The 20,528-nt window shown below is 64.0% G+C and carries 23 protein-coding genes; 11 read left to right on the forward strand and 12 right to left on the reverse strand.

Annotated features, from left to right (window positions below):
* Positions 1-233 precede the first annotated feature (233 nt).
* Both AKN83_RS01230 and AKN83_RS01235 read left to right on the forward strand, forming a co-directional pair.
* Positions 234-797, forward strand: coding sequence for a hemerythrin domain-containing protein (locus tag AKN83_RS01230; protein ID WP_050400498.1), 564 nt, complete (start codon positions 234-236; stop codon positions 795-797).
* An 85-nt stretch (positions 798-882) separates the two neighbouring features.
* Positions 883-1,278, forward strand: a complete 396-nt coding sequence (locus tag AKN83_RS01235) for a c-type cytochrome (protein ID WP_050400499.1) — start codon at positions 883-885, stop codon at positions 1,276-1,278.
* A gap of 148 nt (positions 1,279-1,426) precedes the next feature.
* Here the strand turns inward: AKN83_RS01235 and AKN83_RS01240 are convergent, their stop codons facing one another.
* Positions 1,427-2,182, reverse strand: coding sequence for an AAA family ATPase (locus tag AKN83_RS01240; RefSeq protein ID WP_050400500.1), 756 nt, complete (start codon positions 2,180-2,182; stop codon positions 1,427-1,429).
* Positions 2,183-2,248: 66 nt separating this feature from the next.
* Between AKN83_RS01240 and AKN83_RS01245 the strand changes: the two genes are divergently transcribed.
* Complete coding sequence (locus tag AKN83_RS01245; RefSeq protein ID WP_050400501.1) at positions 2,249-2,587, forward strand: hypothetical protein; 339 nt, start codon at positions 2,249-2,251, stop codon at positions 2,585-2,587.
* A gap of 256 nt (positions 2,588-2,843) precedes the next feature.
* On the opposite strand, the gene AKN83_RS01250 is transcribed toward AKN83_RS01245, so the two are convergent.
* From AKN83_RS01250 to AKN83_RS01260, 3 genes are all read right to left on the reverse strand, one after another.
* Positions 2,844-3,719, reverse strand: coding sequence for a PCC domain-containing protein (locus tag AKN83_RS01250; protein WP_050400502.1), 876 nt, complete (start codon positions 3,717-3,719; stop codon positions 2,844-2,846).
* A 4-nt stretch (positions 3,720-3,723) separates the two neighbouring features.
* Entirely contained in the window at positions 3,724-5,364 is a 1,641-nt protein-coding gene (locus tag AKN83_RS01255) for an acyl-CoA synthetase (RefSeq protein ID WP_050400503.1), read from the reverse strand.
* A 209-nt stretch (positions 5,365-5,573) separates the two neighbouring features.
* Entirely contained in the window at positions 5,574-5,975 is a 402-nt protein-coding gene (locus tag AKN83_RS01260) for an SPW repeat protein (RefSeq protein WP_050400504.1), read from the reverse strand.
* A 325-nt stretch (positions 5,976-6,300) separates the two neighbouring features.
* Here AKN83_RS01260 and AKN83_RS01265 point away from each other — a divergent pair, with 325 nt between their 5' ends.
* A complete protein-coding gene (locus AKN83_RS01265) occupies positions 6,301-6,573 on the forward strand; it encodes a GNAT family N-acetyltransferase (protein WP_050400505.1) in 273 nt (90 codons plus the stop codon).
* A gap of 14 nt (positions 6,574-6,587) precedes the next feature.
* On the opposite strand, the gene AKN83_RS01270 is transcribed toward AKN83_RS01265, so the two are convergent.
* Positions 6,588-7,379, reverse strand: a complete 792-nt coding sequence (locus AKN83_RS01270) for a fumarylacetoacetate hydrolase family protein (protein WP_050400631.1) — start codon at positions 7,377-7,379, stop codon at positions 6,588-6,590.
* 138 nt (positions 7,380-7,517) lie between these two features.
* Positions 7,518-7,931, reverse strand: a complete 414-nt coding sequence (locus AKN83_RS01275) for a DUF3597 domain-containing protein (protein ID WP_050400506.1) — start codon at positions 7,929-7,931, stop codon at positions 7,518-7,520.
* A gap of 288 nt (positions 7,932-8,219) precedes the next feature.
* Here AKN83_RS01275 and AKN83_RS01280 point away from each other — a divergent pair, with 288 nt between their 5' ends.
* On the forward strand, positions 8,220-9,131 hold the full coding sequence (locus tag AKN83_RS01280; RefSeq protein ID WP_050400507.1) for a DUF2189 domain-containing protein: 912 nt from the start codon (positions 8,220-8,222) through the stop codon (positions 9,129-9,131).
* Positions 9,132-9,364: 233 nt separating this feature from the next.
* A complete protein-coding gene (locus AKN83_RS01285) occupies positions 9,365-10,180 on the forward strand; it encodes a lytic murein transglycosylase (RefSeq protein ID WP_050400508.1) in 816 nt (271 codons plus the stop codon).
* A gap of 163 nt (positions 10,181-10,343) precedes the next feature.
* Here AKN83_RS01285 and AKN83_RS01290 read toward each other — a convergent pair whose 3' ends face one another.
* Positions 10,344-10,769: a DUF3574 domain-containing protein gene (locus tag AKN83_RS01290; protein ID WP_050400509.1), complete on the reverse strand. Its 426-nt coding sequence runs from the start codon at positions 10,767-10,769 to the stop codon at positions 10,344-10,346.
* Between the two features lie 446 nt (positions 10,770-11,215).
* On the opposite strand from AKN83_RS01290, the gene AKN83_RS01295 reads away from it, so the two are divergent.
* Positions 11,216-12,304: an AraC family transcriptional regulator gene (locus tag AKN83_RS01295; protein WP_157113159.1), complete on the forward strand. Its 1,089-nt coding sequence runs from the start codon at positions 11,216-11,218 to the stop codon at positions 12,302-12,304.
* Between the two features lie 131 nt (positions 12,305-12,435).
* Here the strand turns inward: AKN83_RS01295 and AKN83_RS42000 are convergent, their stop codons facing one another.
* Positions 12,436-12,861 (reverse strand): hypothetical protein, encoded by a 426-nt coding sequence (locus tag AKN83_RS42000; RefSeq protein WP_430641483.1) that lies wholly within the window; start codon positions 12,859-12,861, stop codon positions 12,436-12,438.
* 596 nt (positions 12,862-13,457) lie between these two features.
* Here AKN83_RS42000 and AKN83_RS38055 point away from each other — a divergent pair.
* The 4 genes from AKN83_RS38055 (at position 13,458) to AKN83_RS01315 (ending at position 16,621) form a co-directional block, all read left to right on the forward strand.
* The gene (locus tag AKN83_RS38055) at positions 13,458-13,610 is read left to right on the forward strand and encodes a DUF1127 domain-containing protein (RefSeq protein WP_016846063.1); all 153 of its coding nucleotides are present in this window, start codon (positions 13,458-13,460) and stop codon (positions 13,608-13,610) included.
* Positions 13,611-13,721: 111 nt separating this feature from the next.
* On the forward strand, positions 13,722-15,155 hold the full coding sequence (gene trmFO, locus AKN83_RS01305; RefSeq protein WP_050400511.1) for a methylenetetrahydrofolate--tRNA-(uracil(54)-C(5))-methyltransferase (FADH(2)-oxidizing) TrmFO: 1,434 nt from the start codon (positions 13,722-13,724) through the stop codon (positions 15,153-15,155).
* A gap of 5 nt (positions 15,156-15,160) precedes the next feature.
* The gene (locus AKN83_RS01310) at positions 15,161-16,264 is read left to right on the forward strand and encodes a serine/threonine protein kinase (RefSeq protein ID WP_050400512.1); all 1,104 of its coding nucleotides are present in this window, start codon (positions 15,161-15,163) and stop codon (positions 16,262-16,264) included.
* Positions 16,265-16,339: 75 nt separating this feature from the next.
* Positions 16,340-16,621, forward strand: coding sequence for a DUF1488 family protein (locus AKN83_RS01315; protein WP_050400513.1), 282 nt, complete (start codon positions 16,340-16,342; stop codon positions 16,619-16,621).
* Positions 16,622-16,623: 2 nt separating this feature from the next.
* Here AKN83_RS01315 and AKN83_RS01320 read toward each other — a convergent pair whose 3' ends face one another.
* From AKN83_RS01320 to secD, 4 genes are read right to left on the reverse strand one after another with little or no spacing between them, the layout of a single operon-like run.
* Positions 16,624-17,487, reverse strand: coding sequence for a phytoene/squalene synthase family protein (locus AKN83_RS01320; RefSeq protein ID WP_050400514.1), 864 nt, complete (start codon positions 17,485-17,487; stop codon positions 16,624-16,626).
* Entirely contained in the window at positions 17,484-17,867 is a 384-nt protein-coding gene (locus AKN83_RS01325; RefSeq protein ID WP_050400515.1) for an Mth938-like domain-containing protein, read from the reverse strand. The genes AKN83_RS01320 and AKN83_RS01325 overlap by 4 nt, the downstream gene beginning before the upstream one ends.
* Before the next feature lie 6 nt (positions 17,868-17,873).
* Positions 17,874-18,908 carry a protein translocase subunit SecF gene (secF, locus tag AKN83_RS01330; protein WP_050400516.1) on the reverse strand — a complete coding sequence of 345 codons (1,035 nt, stop codon included), beginning with the start codon at positions 18,906-18,908 and terminating at the stop codon, positions 17,874-17,876.
* Positions 18,909-18,918: 10 nt separating this feature from the next.
* Positions 18,919-20,523 (reverse strand): protein translocase subunit SecD, encoded by a 1,605-nt coding sequence (gene secD, locus AKN83_RS01335; RefSeq protein ID WP_050400517.1) that lies wholly within the window; start codon positions 20,521-20,523, stop codon positions 18,919-18,921.
* Between the last annotated feature and the right edge of the window lie 5 nt (positions 20,524-20,528).

Here is a 20,528-nt window from a genome sequence, read left to right on the forward strand (position 1 = left end):
AGCACCAGAGCACGCCGGATGTGCAGGGATCGCATCCACCGCAGCGCGCCAAACCCGCCGCCTCCCCGCGGCTTCAGCCGCCGCGGCCCATCCGTTAGCGGTCGCCCGATGCTTTCGCGGCGATTTCCGCCCCGGAGCCGTCAGGCGAATTCGGCGGCACCTTGATCCAGCGCAAAGTCCGGGACGGTCTTTTCGTCTACTGATTCATTCAGCCTTCTGCGTGGATCACTGCCATGGTCATCGACATTCTGTCCCGGGAACACCGCAATATCGAGCGGCTGCTTACCGTTCTTGAGCACGAGCTGAACATCTTCGATCACGCCGGTCGGCCGGACTACGAGGTGATCGGCAGCATCATTGCCTATTTCGAAGTCTACACAGAACTCTACCATCACCGCCAGGAAGATCTGATTTTCGCCAAGCTCCAGCTCCGCGATCCGGTCGCTGCCGCGAAAGTCGGCGACCTCGCCCGCGAGCATCAGAAGGGCTCCGATCGCCTGCACCGCGTCGCGCATGCCGTCGCCAATGTGCGCGCGGGGGCCGAAATTCCGCGCGAGAATGTCGACGCGATCATCCGCGATTTCCTGGCGCACGAACGGCGGCACATCAGGATGGAAGACCGCGATTTCTTCCCGGCCGCGGTCAAGGCATTGACGGCGCAGGACTGGGCCGAAATCGCGTCTACCCTCTCCCCGCACAAGGATCCGCTGTTCAGCGACGTGACCGAGGCGCGGTTCGACGTGCTGCGCGACCACATTATAGAGCTGGAGAAGGAGGCGGAAGCCGAGCGGCATTAGCCACCATGCCGGGCGGCTGCCGGCACATCGCCCCACGTCTCACCGATTGCAATCCAATCCATTTCAGGGGACTCTCATGATGGGAATGAAATTCGGCGCCGCCTGCACTGTCGGCAGCGTTACGCTCGCCGCCACCTTGCTCGCAACATTGCCCGCGCCGGTCCGCGCGATGGACGGTGACCCGATCGCGGGCCAGGCCATCTTCCAGCGCACTTGCGTGAACTGCCATTCGCTCGATGTCGGCGTGAACAAGGTGGGCCCGAGCCTCTGGCACATCGTTGGCCGCCAGCCGGCGTCGGTCCAGGGCTTCGACTATTCGGACGCCATGCGCGGCAACAAGACCCCCTGGGACACAGCAGCGCTTGATGCCTACCTCGCCGATCCTCGCGGCGACGTTCACGGCGTGAAGATGTTCTTCAAGGGGCTGCCCGACGCTCATGATCGCGCCGACGTCATTGCCTATCTGAAGACCGCGCGCTGAACCTCGCAGCACGCGTGCGATGAAGGAGCCGGCATGCAGCTTTCGCTCATGCGGGCGCCGGCTGCACCTACTTCGTCCTTCTCAGAAGCGCCCGAACGCGCGCGGGCCGTCGCCGAACTTGACCTCGGCACCCCCGCCGCGATCGGCGTCAATCCTCGATCGCCGCCTCGACGAACCCCTTCGGATCGTCGCAGAACTCGCGCATGACCTTGTAGTGATCCGTGTCTCTCAGGTTCACCGGCTCGAGCCCGTACTTCGTCAGCCGCAGCAGCGTCGCGTTCGGATAGGCCATCAGTATCGGCGCGTGCGTTGCCATGATGACCTGACAATTGCCGGAACTCTCCATCCGCCGCAGCAGCTTGAGGAATTCGATCTGGCGCGCGGGCGACAGCGCAGATTCAGGCTCATCGAAGATGAAGATGCCTTGCCGCTGGCAGCGCTCCTCGAAGAAGCGCAAAAAACCCTCGCCATGGGAATACGACAGGAAGTCGGCATAAGGGCTGGCGACGGAATCGAGATATCTGGCGACCGAAAAGAAACTTTCGGCTCGGAAGAACCAGCCGTTGGTGATCTTGGGCAGCCAGCTCGCGCGCAGCGCTGACGCAAGCGAGCCGCCCATCTTCTCCACCGCATTGCTGTGGTCGACCGGCCGATAGCCCTTGCCGCCGCCGGCGTCGTCATAGCCCGCCATCACGGCGATGCCTTCCAGCAGCGTCGACTTGCCCGTGCCGTTCTCGCCGACGATGATGGTGATCGCCTTGTCGAAGCTGAGCTCGAATTCGTCGCGCAGCAGCGGCAGCACGAACGGATATGCGTCGCGGTCGGGAATCCGGTCGGGATCGAGCCAGACCCGCCGGAGATACGGTGCGGGCATGTTGATCGGGCGGTGTCGTCCTCTGGCCATATGCGCGGATCCGGGGAAACAATGGTGGGTGGCCGAGTTTATAACGGCAGCCCGTCACGATCCTAGATGACCCGATATCCCATGCCCAGGAAGGCCTATGCCCACTTCCGCGAGGCAATCCTCACCGAGCAGCAAGTGGTCTGCATCTATGACGGGCGGCCTCGCGAGCTCTGCCCGCATATCATCGGCCACAACAAGAGCGGTGAAGAGGTCGTGCTGGCCTGGCAGTTCGCCGGCGAAAGCTCAGGCAGGCTGCCGCAATGGCGTTGCCTGCGTCTCGCCAATGTCGGCGAGATCAGCCTGCGCCAGGAGCGCTGGCATGAGGGTAGCTCGCACCGCACCGAGCAGACCTGTGTCAGCGCGATCGACCTCGACATCAACGTCCATGTCCGCAAACGGCGGTGAGCGCCGCGGCCCTTACCTGTTGCGAGAACGCGGATGTGTGACCCACAGGCGGCTCAGCACGCTCCCCGTCGTCCCGGCGAAGGCCGGGCCCATTTCCCCAAAATGACTGTTGTTGCGCGACGCTGTGGCCCCAGCTCGCTCCATCCATACGCCCTGCGGTTATGGTTCCCGGCCTTCGCCGGGACGACAGCGGAGAATGCGGGGTATCCGCTCCAGCGAACACCGGGAACGACCGGTGGAGGGGCCGGAGGGCATCCTATGGCCGCTCCGCCTCTTCCAGCACCTCCAGCACCAGCTCCATCGTCATCAGCACTGGATTGTCGCCGCGCACCAGGCGTCCCTCGGCGATGCCGCCGAGATAGTCGACCAGCGCGACATCGAGACTCGCGCGCAGGCGGCGATTGGCGTCAGGCGCAATCTGCCCGGAGGTCACCGCAAGCTCGGTCGCGAACGGCACCACGCTGTGGCCGTCCCTGAAGACCGCGCCGATGGTCGAGCCGACGCCGCCATGCAGGCGCGCCCGCAAGATGCCGTGCTGGCGGCAGAAGCCTTCCAGCGCACAGGCAAAATCCTGGTTCGGCCGCAGCCGCAGCGCGAACGCATGGCTCGTGGTCTTCGCACCCGCCGGGGCGCTTTCGACCGGCCCGAACAGCTTGAAATTGGTCTCGCTGTCGGGCTCGGCCACAAACGTCGCGCCGTCGATGCCGAACGCGCTGACCTCGAACGGCTCGGCGACGATGGTTTCGTCCGGCTGCATGTGTCCGCCGTTGAAGCGGCCATCCGCCTCGGTCCATAGTCCGTGGCAATGGAAGAAAGGTGCGCCGTCGCGCTCGCCGAAGGTCAGCGCCGCGAGCTTGAGCCGGGTCACGCCATCGGGACGGAACGTATCGCTGTAGAACGCGGCGTTGACGCCGTCCTTGGACAGCGCCGGCATCACATAGGCGAACGGCCCGAGCGCGCCACCCTTGGCGCTCAGCACGCCGCCGCAAAAGCCTTCCGCCGCAAAGCCACGCCGCACGGCTTCGAGCAAGGGAATGCCGGCTTCCAGCACGAATGAAAACGCGCGGCCGCGCGCGGCGACCCATTGAATGCGCTCGGGTATGGGAGTGCCGGGCTGGGCGATGCTGCGCATCGCCTCACGCGCCCGTCGATTTTGCGATCACCTCGAGCAGCCCGCGCGCCTCGAGCTCGTCGCGGATCAGCCGCTTCGGCACCTTGCCGTAGCCGGACTTCGGCAACGCCTCCCAGAAGAAGAACCGCTTCGGCATCTTGTAGCGCGGCACCTTCGGCGCGAGATAGGCGGCAAGCTCCGCTTCCGCGACCGCGTCGACGCCCTCGCGCGCGACGCAGACGGCGACCCCGACCTCGCCCCAGAACGGATCGGGCACTCCGAGCACGGCGACCTCGCCGACCGCGGGATGCGTCAACAGCTTCTCCTCGATCTCGCGCGGATAGATGTTGGAGCCGCCGGAGATGTACATGTCTGAGGCGCGGCCGGTGATGTAGACAAAACCCTCCTCGTCCATATGACCGAGATCGCCGGTGCGGAACCAGCCGTCACGAAACGCCTTCGCATTGGCTTCGGGGTTGTCGTAGTAGCCCGCGAACACGCCGGGACCGATCACGCAGATCTCGCCGGTCTCGTGCGCCTTCAGCTCGCGTCCGTCGTCGCCCTGGATCGAGACCTGCATGCCTGTTCGCTCGAAGCCGCAGGTGCCGATCCGGGCATGCGGGCCATCCTCGGGATCGTGCAGACCGGGCGGCAGCACCGTGATGTTGCCGGTGACCTCGCCGAGGCCGAAATACTGCACCAGCACGCCGCCGAGCTTATTCAGCGCGGCCTTCTGATCCTCGCGATACATCGGCGCGCCGGCATAGATGATGTAGCGCAACGAGGAATGGTCGTGCTGGTCGGCGGCGGGATGCTCGACCATCATCTTCAGGATCGTCGGCACCGTGAACATGTTGCTGACGCGGTATCTCGCGATCAGGCGGTACGCTTCCGCGATGTCGAACTTCTCCGACGGCAGCAGGATGGTCGGCACGCCGCGCGCGGTCTGCACCAGCTGGTGCACGCCGGCGCCATGCGACAGCGGCGCCACCACCAGCGAGGCGTCCTGTTCGGTGGTGCCGGGCATCAGATCGGCGAGATGGTTGGTGATGACGAAGGCCATCTGGCCGTGGGTCAAGACTGCGGCCTTGGACCGGCCGGTGGTGCCTGACGTGAAGAAGAACCAGCAGGGATCGTCGTACTCGACCGCCGTGTTCTCGACCGCGGCGCCGGCATGCTTGGCGGTGACGTCGCCAACCGTCGCCTCGCCGAACGTACCCTCCTCACCGATCCGCCAGACGAATTCGAGCGCGGGATTGGCCGCCGCCTTGGCGTGCTCGGGGAAGTCGGCATGGCAGAGAAACGCCTTGGCGCCTGAGGCTGCCGCCAGATAGGCGACCTCGTCCGGCATCAGGCGGAAATTGGTGGGCACCCAGACCGCACCGAGCCGGAAGGCCGCGAACATCGACCAGAACATTTCGTCGCAATTCTTGGAATGCACCAGGATGCGGTCGCCCTTGCCGATGCCGCGCGCGGCGAGCGCCGCCGCCAGCGCTGAGACGTTCTGGTCGATATGACGCCAGGACCAGACCTTCTCGTTCCAGATGAAGCCGGGACGATCGCCGTGGCGGCGGGCGTTCTGGGTCAGGACGTAGGCGAGGTTCATCACCCGGCGCGACACCCGCGCGATCCCGCCGCGCGGCGCGGTCTCAGCCGACCCGCTCATTGCCACCCCGCCGCTACACACAACAGAGAGGGCAAGGTCGGAACAGTCATCGGCTATTTCCTCGGTCAGAACCGGACGTCTTCAAGCGCCGCAAGGGATTGCTGCCAACCGGTTTATCGCCAAGCCGCCGCCCCCGGCAAGGCCTGCCGCGCAGCCGCATGATACCGCGCGCCGATGGCGGCGAGCCCCTTGGTTGCTTGCCCGGACCACTACTGCGGATGCTTGGCCAGTTCCTGCTCGCTCAGGTTCCAGTCCTGCCAAAGCTGCAAGGCGCCGATCATGGCGACCAGCCCGCCGAGCAGGATGTGCCAGAGCTGCAGCGTCTGGTCATCCGAATAGCCGAAGATGTTGGGCGACGCGATCAGCCAGAGGCCGAGCACGATGCTCGCCACCTCCTCCCAGCGATGCAGCGCGACATATTCGAGCTGGGCGAGGCCCAGCACCAGCATGCCGACCACGAAGCTGTTGAGCACCAGGTGGCTGCGCTCGACATCGACGACGTCGCTGACCTGCATCGGAAACCAGGGCGAGACCATGATCAGCACGCCGAGCAACATGCCGAGCCAGTCCTCCCAGGGGCGGTGTGTGCCGAAGAAACGATTGTCCGACATGACGAACCTCCTTGCGACAAGGGGCATACGTCAGCGGCCGGTCCCATCACTCCGTACCTGACGACCATCGGCCGCATCAGGGCGTATGTCTGGAGATCAAGCCTAATCAAATTGCATCGGCCCGCAAGGCCCGATCGGCCAGTGTGCGATGCGGCAGGACCGACGGCTTCGAGGCACGCGTCCCGCCGAGCCGCGAATGCCGCGCTCAGGCACGCCAAAATGCGCATATCAATCCAAAAATGCCAAATATGCGGCTTCGTCGCGGCTTTGCGCTGGCGGGTTCACCCGCTTAGATCAGGGCCGGTGAATCAATCAGGATTTTGCGATGGCTACCGTCCGGGACAACAGGGATCAAAACCGCTTCGAGCTCGACACCGAGGGCGGGCTAGCCTTTGCGAACTACCGGCGGACGCCTTCGGCAGTTATCATCACCCACACCGAGACACCGCGCGCCCTGCGCGGCCGCGGCATCGCGTCGGAGCTGGTCAAGGGGGCGCTGGAGCTGATCCGCGCCGACGGCCACAAGGTGATCGCCGGCTGCGGCTTCGTGGTGGATTACCTCGACAAGCATCCGGAATACGCGGACCTTGCCGAATAGGGCCCTGCTCGGCCTCAGACGATCTTGATCGACATATCGGGCAGGCCCTCTAGCTTGCAGAGCAGCACGTCCCCCTTGACGACCGGGCCGACATTCTCCGGCGTGCCGGAATAGATGATGTCGCCGGCCTTCAGCTCGAACGCCTCTGAGAGCTTTGCGATCTGCTCGGCAACGCTCCAGATCATGTTCTTCAGATCCGAACTCTGCCGCACCGTGCCGTTGACTGCGAGCGAGATCGCGCCGTGCGTGAAATGGCCGGTCTTGTCAGCCGGATGGATCGGCCCCAGCACCGCGGCGTGGTCAAAACTCTTGCCGATCTCCCACGGCTTCTTTTCCGCGGCCATGCCGTTCTGCAAATCGCGCCGCGTCATGTCGAGGCCGAGCGCGTAGCCGTAGACGTGATCGAGCGCCTTGTCGGCGGGGATGTTGGTGCCGCCGGACTTCAGCGCCGCGACCAGCTCGACCTCGTGGTGATAGTTCTTGGTCAGCGACGGATAGGGATGATCGGCGACCGTGCCGATCGCGACATTCTGGATCGCATCGGTTGGCTTCTGGAAGAAGAACGGCGGCTCGCGGGTCGGATCGGAGCCGCGCTCAATCGCGTGCGCGGCGTAGTTGCGGCCGATGCAGTAGATGCGGCGAACCTGGAACACCTCGGCGGCGCCGACGATCGGGATCGTCACGGCGGGGACCGGAAATATCGCCTTCGGTGCGGCCTCAGCGTGGGCCGGCGCGGATTGCGCGGCGGCACCGGCCAGCGCGAGGGCGCCGGTCGCAAGCATCGTGCGGCGGTCGAGATCAGTCACGGAAGCTTTCTTGGGAGTTTTCATGGGAATTTTCATGGGCGTTCTCCTTCTTGTTCGCCGATCTATAGATGTTCGCCGGTCCATAAAAAAGGGCCCACGCTGGCGCGGGCCCTGACCGTCTGCGGGAAGGCGATCCCTTCAGTGCTTGATATCCGGGGGCAGCTTGCCGCCGTTGGCCGCGAGCTTGGTCATCACCTGCTTGTGCAGCCAGATGTTCATGCTGGCGGAATCGTTGGTATCGCCGGTGTAGCCGAGCTCCTTGGCGAGCTCCTTGCGCGCCGACAGGCTGGAGTCGATGTCGAGCGCCTTCATCAGATCGACGATCGAGGTCCGCCACTCGAGCTTCTCGCCCTTCGCGGCAACCGCCTTGTCGAGGATCGGGGCGACATCAACGGACTGGGCGGGCGCCGCGCCGGCGGGCACCGCGGCAGGAGACGCCGATGCGCTGCCGGATCCACCGGCGGGAGCTGCGCTCGTGGCCGTTCCGCTGGCGGGCGCGGCGCTGGCGCTGCTGCCGAAGATCGCGCCCATGATTTTTCCGAAAATGCTCATCGTTCGCTCCCAAGAGAGTTGAGATGTGAAGGCCACACGGCAAAGCGCCGGCTGACCAAGGTCGCAGTTCAAGTGTATCGCTCCCTCAATAGCTTGCCAATGCGACATTCACTTAAGCGTGAGTGCTTTTGCCGCGGTTTGGGAGTACCCTTGCTGCACAGTTCGCGACACGGCCAGTTCCCTGCTTTGTCTTTCGCGTCTGGCTTGCTCGTGATCGCTTCGAGAGGCGGTACGTTTGTGCCCGCGCACCGGGCGCAGAATGCGCCCGCCCAGAGGGAGACAACGACCATGGCCACTCCATACCAAGGCAATGTCACAGGGATGACGCAGAGCGGACAAGATACCGCATCCGCGCCGGTTATCCGCACCATCGGCCTGTCCGATCTGCATCAAGCGCTGCGTCTCGGCTGGGAAGACTTCAAGGCAGTACCAAGCCACGCCATCATTCTGTGTCTGATCTATCCCGTGCTCGGCATCGTGCTTGCGCGCACCGTGCACGGCTATTCCGTGCTGCCGCTGCTGTTTCCGCTGGCCGCGGGCTTCGCCCTGCTCGGCCCGTTCGCCGCGATCGGCCTCTACGAGATGAGCCGCCGCCGCGAGGACGGCGGTGAGGCATCCGCATGGGACGCCATGCAGGTATTCCGCTCGCCGTCGTTCGGCGCGATGCTCGGGGTCGGAACGTTGCTGTTCGCATTGTTCGTGACCTGGATCGCGACCGCGCAGGCGATCTACACCGCGGTGTTCGGCTATCAGGTCGCGGCCGACATTCCCGATTTTGCCGCGCGCGTGCTGACCACCCCGCAGGGCTGGTGGTTGATCGTGGTGGGCTGCAGCGTCGGCTTTCTGTTCGCGCTCGTCGCGCTTTGCATCAGCGTGGTCGCCTTCCCCATGATGCTCGACCGCCATGCGACCGCCGGCGAAGCCATGGTGACGTCGATGCGTGCCGTTGCACAGAATCCGGTGCCGATGGCTGCCTGGGGCCTGATCGTCGCGCTGTTGCTGGTGCTCGGTACGATCCCGTTCTTCCTCGGGCTTGCCGTCGTGATCCCCCTGCTCGGTCACGCCACCTGGCATCTCTATCGCGAGGTCATCGTCAAGGATCCGAATGCACGGCCGGTGATCCCCGAGCCGCGCGAGCGCAAGCCCGCCGCCGACTTCCCGGCCAACCTGTTCCCGTGGCGGCGCAGCGATCGCGGATAAGCGCCCGTTAACCCGAACTCGTAAACTCCAAAGCAACCGCCGGCCGATTATATTCGGCCGGCGGTTTGTCGTTCCGGATCGTCAAATGGGTATGAAGTTGGCGTGGCATTTGCAGCAATGCCTGAGATCAACGGCTCGATCACGAGCCATGTTTTGGCCGCTGTTGCCGCGAACATACCCGCCGGGTTTCGCGACCAATCGATGACATCGCAGATGCCGGAGTGCAATTGCCTATGACCTCGCGCTTATCCTTTCACACGCTCGCCGTCGGAGCGTGGCTCTTGACCTCGACCGCGTTTGCGCTCGCCGCCCAATGCGGCACCGGCACGTTCGAGTCCTGGCTCGACGACTTCAAGAAAGAGGCTGTGACCAAGGGCATTTCGCAGAATGCGATCCAGGCCGGGTTGAATGGCGTCACGCAGGACAAGGCTATCCTGGCGCGCGACCATTCGCAGCAGGTGTTCAGCCAGACTTTCGAGCAGTTCTCGGGTCGCATGGTGCCGCCGCGGCTCAATCGCGGCTCCGATATGATGAAGCGCTACGGCTCGGTGCTGTCGCGGATCGAGGAGGCCTACGGCGTGCCCGGCGAAATCCTGGTCGCGATCTGGGGGCTGGAGACCGATTTCGGCGTCAACACCGGCAAGTTTCCCACCATGCGCTCGCTGGCGACGCTGGCCTATGATTGCCGCCGCTCCGACATGTTCAAGGCCGAGTTGATGGATGCGTTGCGCATCGTCGAGCGTGGCGATCTCACGCCGCAGGAGATGCGCGGCGCCTGGGCCGGCGAGATCGGCCAGACCCAGTTCATGCCGTCCTCCTACATCAAGTTCGCGGTCGATTTCGACGGCAACGGCAAACGCGACCTGTTGCACAACGTGCCTGATGTGCTGGCGTCGACGGCGAACTTCCTGAAGAGCTACGGCTGGAAAAAGGGCAAGGGCTGGGAGCCCGGCAGCGAGAATTTCGCGGTCATCCAGCAGTGGAACAAGAGCGAGGTGTACGCCAAGACGATCGGCTACTTCGCCACCCAACTCGCCAAAGCGCCATAGGGCACGAGGGCCGAGTGCCCCAGGCAGTCGGCCTATCGCCATGATCGACGATTTCCTTGGCGATGCTGGCGCGAGTGGGCCTGCCGAGGGGCCGGCAGGGCCCATCTTGCCGTTCAGCACCGCCGACCAGCCGCAATCCTGACGTCGCGGTTACAGCGTGCGTTCAGAACGATGCGCAAGTGGTCGAGAGCGTGAGGCCAACCGACTGTTGATGAAAGCGCTGCCTGTACGCGGTGCTGATCTGTGTCAGGCGCGCCAAGGTCTCCGGGGTCTCGGCAGCGATGATGCGCACGACAAAGGACGGCTCGCGTGTGATCCGGCCGGTGTCCGGGTCGCGCCATTGGCCGGAAGCCCTGAGCTGGGTCAATCCATCTGGAAAGCGCGGTGTCACCTCCCTCAGAAGGAAGTCCGACCATTGGGCGTCCGATACGCGGCCATGTCCGGCGATCCGGCGTCCAAACAGCAGTTCGGCCTGCATCATCGACTTGCCATTGATCAACTGGCAGGACTTTGCTGCGCCTTCGGCGGTGGATGTGTTGGTTCCGGCAACGAGGACAAGCCACGCCGCAGTCAGGATCAGTGCGCGCATGAAGTTCGAACTGTGAGCTTTACAACGTCTTGGGTATTGCGGAACACGATCCAGGCAAACATCATCATTCCGGGGAACACGGCCAGTACCGCCCGTGACACCCGTGTGGCAAGCCTGACGTCGCCGGGCGCGACTTCAACACGCAAAGGCAGTGTTAGGATCACATCATATCTTTCTGCGAATGAACCTAGCTTGCGTGATGGCTTTTAGCGACGTGCCCGCCCGCCGGCTTGGACAGGCGCGACAACGCATTGGATGAAAACGACCTGGCGGGTCGGGATTTTCAAGTTTGTATACGTTTCGGCTATGGGACGTGCGGTCGAACTCGGAATTGCCGCAGGAGCGACCACGGATGGAACATATCTCGGGCGCTTTGACACAGCCGAGTCATTGGCTAGAAGCCCCTGCGTCGCGTGCGGTTTTTGCCGCCGAACCGGGGCGCCTTGGTGAACCAGACGCGGCAATTCGGCGACATCTGTTGCGACAGCCTGAGTTTCCCGATGACCTCGACGGCCGACGACGTTGCACTTTCCCGGTTTTCCCTGGAAGATTTTGCCGAACAGGATCGCATGGCCGCATGGCGTGATCTGTACGGCCGGCTGGTGCTGAATGCCGACCTCACGCCACTGCCGGATCATTCATTGCATGCGGAGGTGACCGTGCGGATGCTCCCCGGGCTGTCCATCACGTCGGCCAGCATGTCGGCGTTTCGCTACGAGCGGGGTGCCGAACAGTTGACGGATGGCAACGACGGGCTTGTTCTGGTGACGGGTTCGCACGAGGCCATGATGGTGCAGCGTGGATGCGAGGTCAGGTGGAGCGCCGGCGACGGGCTGTTGGTCAGCTCGGCGGATCCGGTCGCGATGGTCTGCCCTGCCCCGGCGAAGATTCTGTGCCTTCACGTTCCACGGCAGGCGCTGGCACCGCTGGTGAGCAGCGTCGATTCCTCCGTGATGCAGCCGATCGCGCGCTCCACCGAAGCACTGAAATTGCTGGTGAACTATGTTGGAGCGCTGCAGGAGGATTATGCGCTTGCCACGCCTCAGCTACGGCACCACGTGGCCTCGCATGTGCACGATCTGATCGCTGTGGCGCTCGGCGCAACGGGAGATGCCGCGGCTCTTGCCCATGGGCGGGGCGTGCGTGCAGCGCGGCTGCGTGCCATCAAAGCCGATATCATCGACCATCTCAATCATAGTAATCTCACGGTTGCGACTGTAGCGCGGCGGCACGCCGTCACCCCGCGCCAGGTGCAACGGATGTTTGAAGCCGACGGGACCACATTTTCACAATTCGTGCTTGGGCGCCGTCTCGCGCGAGCGCATCGATTGCTCGTCAATCCACGCTATGCCGATCGGCCTGTGAGCGCGGTCGCCTTTGAGGTCGGTTTCGGCGACGTGTCCTATTTCAACCGCACCTTTCGCCGGCAATACGGAGCGCCCCCCTCGGATGTGCGTGAATCGGCGCGAAGAGGGCAAATCATCGGTACTCCATCCAGAACGGAAGAAGGGCGTTCGACAATCCGTGAAGCGTAACCGGCCGCTTCGATAAGTTTCGAAGCGTGATTGCGAGCAGTAGTTTCTGACCCAACCGAGCCGATCACGCGGTACGCAAATCAAAGGGCCGATTGCCCCAGGCAATCGGCCCTTATTCCATGATCAGAAGCTTACTTCGCCATGCTCCCTTCGGCGGCTTTGCTGAGGTGCGCGCCGCATGCGCCCCACTTGTTGTTCAGCATTGCGTCCTGCGCGAGCGAGACTTCCTTCTCCGCCGCGAATTTGGCCTCATTGTCGGCCATAGCTTCGACCGCAGCTTCAGTCTTGCCGAAATTGGCACCGCTGCAGCCGACACCCATGTGGTGGCGATGTGCGGCCTGAGCAGGAGCAGCGACAGCGTAAGCAACGGCAGCCATGGTGGCTGCGGCGATGAATGTTTTAATCATGGGAATGATCCATCTCTTGTTCTTGGACAGATCCCTGCGTGATTGCGGAATCTGCAGCGCAATTATTCGCTGTTCCTGGCGCCGTTCGGAATGAACTTCGCGCGACGCGAATGTGATCGGCGCTGCGCGCGGATCGCGCATGCGTTGCATAGTGTTTCGATTACATGTCGGTAAGGAGGCGGCGCCGCATTAGCTTCGTTGCCAGCGTTCAGTTCAATCGAATGCACTTCCGATAATCCTCAGCGCATTCGGCGCGACGCGCCGGACGGGACGGAGATCCGCGCGGCGCGAACGGATCGAATTACCTCTCACGTCAATGCGACTGATTGACGCTACGCCCATTTGGCGTGTGCGAGGCCTCATAAGATGAACAAATAATCATTTCTATGGCATCTTGTCGCATGCGAATCACGCATGGAACACGTGGCGGTGATCCGGCCAGTGAGGCGCGGGAAAGCTTGATTGGGCGGTCTTTAGCTACCATGTATCAAGTGTGATCCGGCACACCGAAATTCCACCAATTAGTTGATTTTAGACATATTTTTGCGGGACGTGCCGCGACGGCGGAACTTTCGTTTATGGGCCTTCCCGGCAAGCCCCAAACGGTTAATCGAAACTTACCGCCGCCATGCGTTTTGGGCTTAGCTGCATCGCACCATTGGAACTACCGCGTCGCACCATATCATTTATATTCACTTCAACGATGAGGCTTTGAAAAGCTGAATCTGAATTACTAGGAGACTACCATGTTGCTCTCGCTCATCCGCATGATCCAGGCTTTCCGGGATTATCAGCGCAATGTCAGCGAACTGTCCCAGCTCAGCGATCGTGAACTGGCCGATATCGGCCTCGACCGCTCGGACATTCCGCGCGTTGCCGCCGGTACCTACAACGGTTAATCGGCCCGCAAGCCATCTGATGAACGGATAACGCCCGCTTCCACAGCGGGCGTTCTCGTTTTTGGTGCGGTTTCAGATGCATATGGACTCGAAACGCGCTAACGCTGCGCGATGACACCGCTTCAATCCTCTTCCCAACCCGTGCACATCGTGGGCGCGGGGCTCGCCGGCTCGGAAGCCGCCTGGCAGGTTGCCAATTCCGGCGCCCGTGCCGTTCTGCATGAGATGCGTCCACACCGGATGACCGAGGCGCACCGGACCGAAGGCTGCGCCGAACTGGTCTGCTCGAATTCTTTCCGCTCCGACGACGCCGCCAACAATGCGGTCGGGCTGCTGCACGCCGAGATGCGGCGGCTGGGCTCCCTCATCATGCGCTCGGCCGATGCCAACCAGGTGCCGGCCGGCGGCGCGCTGGCGGTCGACCGCGATGGCTTCTCTGCTGCCGTCACCAAAGCACTGAACGAACATCCGCTGATCGAGATCAGTCGCGAGGAGGTCGCAGGGCTCCCGCCGGCCGACTGGAGCAATGTGATCGTCGCCACCGGTCCCCTCACCTCGGCGCCGCTCGCCGACGCCATCAGGCAGCTCACCGACGAGAGCGCGCTGGCGTTCTTCGATGCGATCGCGCCGATCGTGCACAAGGATTCCATCGACATGTCGGTGGCCTGGTTTCAGTCGCGCTACGACAAGGTCGGTCCCGGCGGCACCGGCGCCGACTACATCAATTGCCCGATGACCAAGGAGCAATATGACGCCTTCGTCGCGGCGCTGATCGACGGCGAGAAGGTCGACTTCAAGGACTGGGAGACCAACACGCCCTATTTCGACGGCTGCCTGCCGGTCGAGGTGATGGCCGAGCGCGGTCCGGAGACGCTGCGCCACGGTCCGATGAAGCCGGTCGGATTGACCAATCCGCACGATCCGACGGTCAAGCCATATGCGATCGTCCAACTGCGGCAGGACAACAAGCTCGGCACGCTCTACAACATCGTCGGCTTCCAGACCAAGCTGAAGCACGGCGCGCAACAGCGCGTGTTCCGTACCATTCCGGGTCTCGAGAACGCGGAATTCGCCCGCCTCGGCGGCCTGCATCGCAACACCTTCCTGAACTCGCCGAAGCTGCTCGACGGCCAGTTGCGCCTGCGCGCGCAGCCGCGGCTGCGTTTCGCCGGCCAGATGACCGGCTGCGAGGGTTATGTCGAGTCGGCCAGCGTCGGCTTAATCGCGGGCCTTTGCGCCGCCGCCGACATGCGCGGCACGCCGTTGACGCCACCGCCCGCCACCACCGCGCTCGGTGCGCTGCTCGGTCACATCACCGGTGGCCATATCGAGACGATCGACGCCGGTTCGCGTTCATTTCAGCCGATGAACATTAATTTCGGTCTGTTCCCGCCGCTGGCCAGCCCTCCGACCAAGAAGCCGGACGGCTCGCGTCTGCGCGGCAACGAGAAGACCATCGCCAAGAAGCAGGCGATCAGTACGCGGGCACTCACCGACCTCGACCACTGGATCGCAGAGCACCTGCGCGTTGCGGCAGCGGCTTGACCGTCATGAGCTTGCCGAAAGACGACCGCGCCATCCTGTCGGCGCGATGGAGCCAGGGCGTGCTGCTCAAGCGCGACGTGTTCTCGACGGTCGAGCGCGGCCGTTTCCGGACCGATGACGGCGAGGTCGACGGCGTGCTGCGCCGGCTCGATCAGGTGCCGTTCTGGTCGTTCGCCGTGGCGCTGCATCTGTTCTCGCGCGAACGTCGCGCGCTGACCTTGGCGCGCGATCTCGATGTCGGCCCCAAGCTGTTATGGGCAGGCAGGCGCGCACTGGTACGCGGCTTCATCGACGGCGCGGCGCTGCATCTGGCGAAGCCGCATGGCGACGTCGCCTATTTCCGCTCCGCCAAGGCTGCGTTGCGCAAGCTGCATCGCGCCGGCATCTGCCACAACGACCTCGCCAAGGAGCAGAACTGGCTGGTCGGCCGCGACGGTCGCGCCTACCTCACCGACTTTCAGCTCGCCGCCTGCTTCAAGACCCGAAGCCGGCTGTTCCGCATCGCGGCCTATGAAGATCTGCGGCATCTGTTGAAGCACAAGCGCAGCTACGCGCCGGAGGCGTTGACGCCGAAGGAGCGCAAGGTGCTCGCGAAGAAGTCTGCGGTCGCCAGCCTCTGGCTCAAGACCGGCAAGAAGGTCTATCAGGCGATTACCCGCGGCATCTTCAATTTCACCGACCGCGAGGGCGGCGGCCGGCGGCTGGTCAACGACGCGCCGGTGCTGGTCGATCTGATCCGCAGGAATCCCGACGTGCGCGACACCGCGATCGTCGCCTTTGCCGACCGGCGCGTCGGCGTCGGCCTCTACGCCTTCGTCGAGGCCGACCAGTCTGCGCTGGAGAAGACGCTGCGGAGCGAGCTTGCCACAGCTAAGGGCGTCAAGCCGCCCGAACACATCCAGGTCGTGCACGCGTTGCCCCGCGATGCGGCCGGCAAGCCGCGTACCGAGATCCTGCAACTCGTCGCCATGAACCAGATCGACCTGATCGAGCCGATGATGCGCAGTGACGCTGATCGCGAGTTCCTCAAGGACATCCTCGAGCAACGCAAGAATCTGCGCGACCGCTTCAATTTCGAAGTTGCCGAGATGGATCGGCCAGCGCGCTGAAGCGCGCGCACTCTCGACAAACGCAGCTCGACGCGCCAATCTCGTGAGGGCTAGCGCGCTCAAGGGACAAGTCCAATGCCACTCACCCGTGGCCGTATCGGGGGATATGATTCCGAACGCCTTGCGTTCGGATTCACCATGATGAACGGCGATCAGGAAATCGAATGCCAGATCAGCGACGCCGCAATGGACGAGCTGGCCGGCACACGTGGAACGGCGAGCATGGCGCGGCAGGCGCAATTTGTTGCGCTCCGCGACGCCGTCGAGCAAATCGCATCCGACGTCTATGACAGCAGCCCGGTGGTCAGAGGTGCGACGATCCGGATCTTCACCAAGCATATCCTAGCGAAACAATAGAGCTAGCGACCGAACTCCTCGGTGCGCGCCGCTCGCCACAACGTCCAGAGCGTGCGCAGCCGAGAGACCGGCTTCGGCAGGAACGGATCGTAGTCGGCGCCCCTCGCCCGGCTCAATTCGCGCCTGACGTAAGCGAGCGGCAGGAAGATCGGCCGCACGCCGGACGGCGCATCCGCAAGCAGCCCGAATGCGGTCTTGAGATGAGCTTGAGCCTCCTCCGCCAGCTGATCGATCGCCGCGCGGATGTTCGGCGTCGGCTTGCCGGCAAACACCTCTTCCTTGCTGCTGCCGTGCTGTTGCAACAGCTCGACCGGCAGAAAAAGTTGCTGCCGCGAGGCATCGCGGCCGAGCCCGGCGATGACCTGCGCGATGCCCTGGGCGAGGCCGGCATGACGGGCCAAATGATCGATCGCCTCCGACGGCCGCGCCACCACGCGCGTCGCCTGCGCGAACAGCGCTGCCACCGTGGCGTCGAGGTAGCCCTCGAGCGCGGCCAGCGACGGCATCGGGTCGTTGTAGAGATCGAACTGATGCTCCTCGACCAGGAGCGAGAATGGCGAGACCGGCAGGCGGTGATTGCGGATCGCATACAGCAGCTCGGCCGCGACCGGATTGCCCTCGACGCCGCCGTGTCCGGCGCCCGCCAGCATGTCGGTCCACCATTGCAGCCGCATCTCGCCGGGCAGCGGCTGACTGACCTGCTCGTGCACGCGCGAGACCTCGATATTGAAGGCGTAGATGGCGAGCAGCGCGCGGCGCTCCGGACCCGGCATGAACAAGGTCGACGCGTAACGCACGAAGTCATGGCTTCGCACCAGATCGGCGCAGAACGCCGCGCCGTCGGTCGGCGCCTCCGTCGCGCTCATGGCACCGCGATCAGGGCCGCCGCGACGCGACGCCGCTCGCCCAGCATGATGTTGTAGGTGCGGATCGCAGGGCCCGTCTGCATCGGGTCGAGCACCACCCGCACCGCGCGCAGGGCCTCGCGCAGGCCCTTAGGCGGCACCCAGACCTCGGTGCCGCTGCCGACGATCAGCGTATCGATCGCATTGGCGGCCGCGAATACCTTTTGCAGCGAATATTCGTCGATCTCCTGCGCCCTGGTCACCGGCCAGGCCCACATCGAGTCGGGCAAGCACAGCAGCGAGCCGCGGTGCGACATATCGGCGAACGCGAAGCCGCCCTTGCCGTAGGCCTCGATCGGCGCCGACCTCGGAAGATGGGGAGCGTCCGAGGAGTTGCTCATGAGCCGCTACTTCTTGGCTGCCGCGTTCGGCTTCTTCTCCGATTCATCATCGGCGGCGTCGCGCCGCGTGGTGCCGACGCCGAGGTAGATCAGGATCGGTGCCGCGATGAAGATCGAGGTGTAGGTGCCGACCAGCACCACGCCAAACATCATGACCGCGGTGAAGCTGTGGATCGCGTGGCCGCCGAACAACAGCAGCGCGAGCAGCGCCAGGGTCACGGTGACGTGGGTGATGATCGAGCGCGACAGCGTCGAGTTGATCGATTCGTTGAGCAGCTGCGGCATCGGCATCTTCTTGTAGCGCCGCAGCATCTCGCGGATGCGGTCGTAGATGACGACGGTATCGTTGAGCGAATAACCGAGAATCGTCAGCAACGCCGCGATGCTGGTGAGGTCGAAATCGACCTGGGTGACCGACATGAAGCCGATCGTCAGCACGATGTCGTGGACGTTGGCGATCATGGCGCCGAGCGCGAACTGCCACTCGAACCGGAACCAGAGATAGATCAGGATGCCGACGATCGCGAGCATCAGGCCGAGCATGCCGTAGGCGAGCAGTTCACCCGAGACCCGCGGTCCCACCACCTCGACGCGGCGGTAATCGACGGACTCACCGAGTGCGCCGCGGATCTTGCCCACCGCATCCTGCTGGGCCTTGTCGCCGCCCGGCTGCTCAGCGACGCGGATCTGCACGTCAGACTCGCCCGTACCGCCGAGTTGCTGCAACTGCACCTCGCCGAGACCGAGGCCGTTCAAGGTCGTGCGCATCGCGGCGATGTCGGCGGTGCCGGACTTGGCCCGTACTTCCAGCAGCGTGCCGCCCTTGAAGTCGATGCCGAAATTCAGGCCGTGGGTGAAGAACAGCGTGATCGCGACGATCGAGAGCAGCGCCGAGATCGGGAAGCTGATGCGGCGGAAGCGCGTGAAGTCAAAATGCGTGTCGTCGGGCACGATGCGCAGCGACGGCAGGAGGCCGAGCGCCGCGACCACGGTCAGCACGGCGATCAGGATGCCAAGGCCAATGAGAACGGTATGAGTCACAATAGGCCTCTCAGATCGGCACGGTTTGCGGCCGCTTCCACCGCACCCATGCCGCGACGATCAGGCGCGTCAGGGTAAAGGCGGTGAACACCGTGGTGATGATGCCGATGCCGAGCGTCACGGCAAAGCCGCGGACCGGCCCGGTGCCGATGTAGAACAGCACGGCGGCAGCGATGAAGGTGGTGATGTTGGAATCGAGGATGGTCGCGAGCGCCCGCTTGAACCCGGCGTCGATCGCCGAGATCGCGTTGCGGCCGCCGCGCAATTCCTCGCGGATGCGCTCGTAGATCAGCACGTTGGAGTCGACCGCGATGCCGACCGTCAGCACGATGCCGGCGATGCCGGGCAAGGTCAGCGTGGCGTTGAGCAGCGACAGCAGCCCGAAGATCATGGCGACGTTGATGGCCACGGCGATGTTGGCGAACACGCCGAACAGCCGGTAGGTGAGCAACATGAACACGATCACCAAGATCGAGCCGACATAGGCCGCGAGCTCGCCCTTCTCGATCGAGTCCTGGCCGAGGCCGGGACCGACGGTGCGCTCCTCGGCCACGCTCAGCGGCGCCGGTAGCGCGCCGGCGCGCATCAGGATCGCCAGATCGTTGGCCGACTGCACGGTGAAGCTGCCGGAGATCTGGCCCTGTCCGCCGGTGATCGGCTCGCGGATCACCGGTGCCGAGATCACCTTGTTGTCGAGCACGATCGCAAACGGCTGGCCGACATTGTCGGCAGTCGCCTGCGCGAATTTGCGCGCGCCCGACGTATTGAACTTGAAGCTGACGATCGCCTCGCCGGTACGCTGGTCAAAGCCGGGCTGGGCATCGGAGAGCTCGCCGCCGGAGACCAGGACCTGCTTCTTCACGACGTACGGAACGGGTGGCGGCGAAGCGCTCATCAGGAGCTCGGAGTCCGGCGGCACCCGGCCCTGCTGGGCCTGGTCGGGCGACACCGAGGTGTCGACCATCCGGAATTCCATCTTCGCGGTCTTGCCGAGCAGCTCCTTCAGATGAGTCGGGTCCTGCAGGCCCGGGACCTGCACCAGGATGCGATCGGAGCCCTGACGCTGGATCACTGGCTCGACGGTGCCGAGCTCGTTGACGCGGCGCTCGACGATCTGGATCGACTGCTCGATCGTCTTGCGCATCCGCTCGATCATCGCCGGCTGCGACACGGTCAGACGGATCAAGCCGCCCCCTGCATCGGTCACGTCGACATCGCGCTGGCCGCTGGAGCCGAGCATCCCGCCGATCGGCTGCGCGATCTCGCGAAGTTTCGCCAGCGCCGCCGGAACATCGCTTTCCTTCGCGATACGAGCCTCGACGGCGTCGTTGCGGATCGTGATGCCGCCGGTGAAGCCAATCCGGGCATCGCGAAGCGCCTTCCGGGCGTCGTCACGAACCTGTTCGAGCTTTTCCTTCTTCACGTAGTTGGCGTCGACCTCGAGCAAGAGGTACGACCCGCCCTGCAAATCGAGACCGAGCACGAGGCGCCGCTGCGCCCAGGCCGGCCAGGTCTTGACCTGCGCTTCGGGGAAGAAATTGGGCACGGCGCACAGGCAGACCACCAGCGCTGTCAGGATAATCCCCAGCGCTCGCCACCGCGTGAAATACAACATCGAAT

Source organism: Bradyrhizobium embrapense (assembly GCF_001189235.2).
Lineage (GTDB): Bacteria > Pseudomonadota > Alphaproteobacteria > Rhizobiales > Xanthobacteraceae > Bradyrhizobium > Bradyrhizobium embrapense.

Excerpts from the sequence above, each read along its gene's own strand:
- AKN83_RS01230 (WP_050400498.1), top strand. The coding sequence starts at position 234 with ATGGTCATCGACATTCTGTCCCGGGAACACCGCAATATCGAGCGGCTG.
- AKN83_RS01235 (WP_050400499.1), top strand. The coding sequence starts at position 883 with ATGAAATTCGGCGCCGCCTGCACTGTCGGCAGCGTTACGCTCGCCGCC.
- AKN83_RS01240 (WP_050400500.1), bottom strand. The coding sequence starts at position 2,182 with ATGGCCAGAGGACGACACCGCCCGATCAACATGCCCGCACCGTATCTC.
- AKN83_RS01245 (WP_050400501.1), top strand. The coding sequence starts at position 2,249 with ATGACCCGATATCCCATGCCCAGGAAGGCCTATGCCCACTTCCGCGAG.
- AKN83_RS01250 (WP_050400502.1), bottom strand. The coding sequence starts at position 3,719 with ATGCGCAGCATCGCCCAGCCCGGCACTCCCATACCCGAGCGCATTCAA.
- AKN83_RS01255 (WP_050400503.1), bottom strand. The coding sequence starts at position 5,364 with ATGAGCGGGTCGGCTGAGACCGCGCCGCGCGGCGGGATCGCGCGGGTG.
- AKN83_RS01260 (WP_050400504.1), bottom strand. The coding sequence starts at position 5,975 with ATGTCGGACAATCGTTTCTTCGGCACACACCGCCCCTGGGAGGACTGG.
- AKN83_RS01265 (WP_050400505.1), top strand. The coding sequence starts at position 6,301 with ATGGCTACCGTCCGGGACAACAGGGATCAAAACCGCTTCGAGCTCGAC.
- AKN83_RS01275 (WP_050400506.1), bottom strand. The coding sequence starts at position 7,931 with ATGAGCATTTTCGGAAAAATCATGGGCGCGATCTTCGGCAGCAGCGCC.
- AKN83_RS01280 (WP_050400507.1), top strand. The coding sequence starts at position 8,220 with ATGGCCACTCCATACCAAGGCAATGTCACAGGGATGACGCAGAGCGGA.
- AKN83_RS01285 (WP_050400508.1), top strand. The coding sequence starts at position 9,365 with ATGACCTCGCGCTTATCCTTTCACACGCTCGCCGTCGGAGCGTGGCTC.
- AKN83_RS01290 (WP_050400509.1), bottom strand. The coding sequence starts at position 10,769 with ATGCGCGCACTGATCCTGACTGCGGCGTGGCTTGTCCTCGTTGCCGGA.
- AKN83_RS42000 (WP_430641483.1), bottom strand. The coding sequence starts at position 12,861 with ATGCAACGCATGCGCGATCCGCGCGCAGCGCCGATCACATTCGCGTCG.
- AKN83_RS38055 (WP_016846063.1), top strand. The coding sequence starts at position 13,458 with ATGTTGCTCTCGCTCATCCGCATGATCCAGGCTTTCCGGGATTATCAG.
- trmFO (WP_050400511.1), top strand. The coding sequence starts at position 13,722 with ATGACACCGCTTCAATCCTCTTCCCAACCCGTGCACATCGTGGGCGCG.
- AKN83_RS01310 (WP_050400512.1), top strand. The coding sequence starts at position 15,161 with ATGAGCTTGCCGAAAGACGACCGCGCCATCCTGTCGGCGCGATGGAGC.
- AKN83_RS01315 (WP_050400513.1), top strand. The coding sequence starts at position 16,340 with ATGCCACTCACCCGTGGCCGTATCGGGGGATATGATTCCGAACGCCTT.
- AKN83_RS01320 (WP_050400514.1), bottom strand. The coding sequence starts at position 17,487 with ATGAGCGCGACGGAGGCGCCGACCGACGGCGCGGCGTTCTGCGCCGAT.
- AKN83_RS01325 (WP_050400515.1), bottom strand. The coding sequence starts at position 17,867 with ATGAGCAACTCCTCGGACGCTCCCCATCTTCCGAGGTCGGCGCCGATC.
- secD (WP_050400517.1), bottom strand. The coding sequence starts at position 20,523 with ATGTTGTATTTCACGCGGTGGCGAGCGCTGGGGATTATCCTGACAGCG.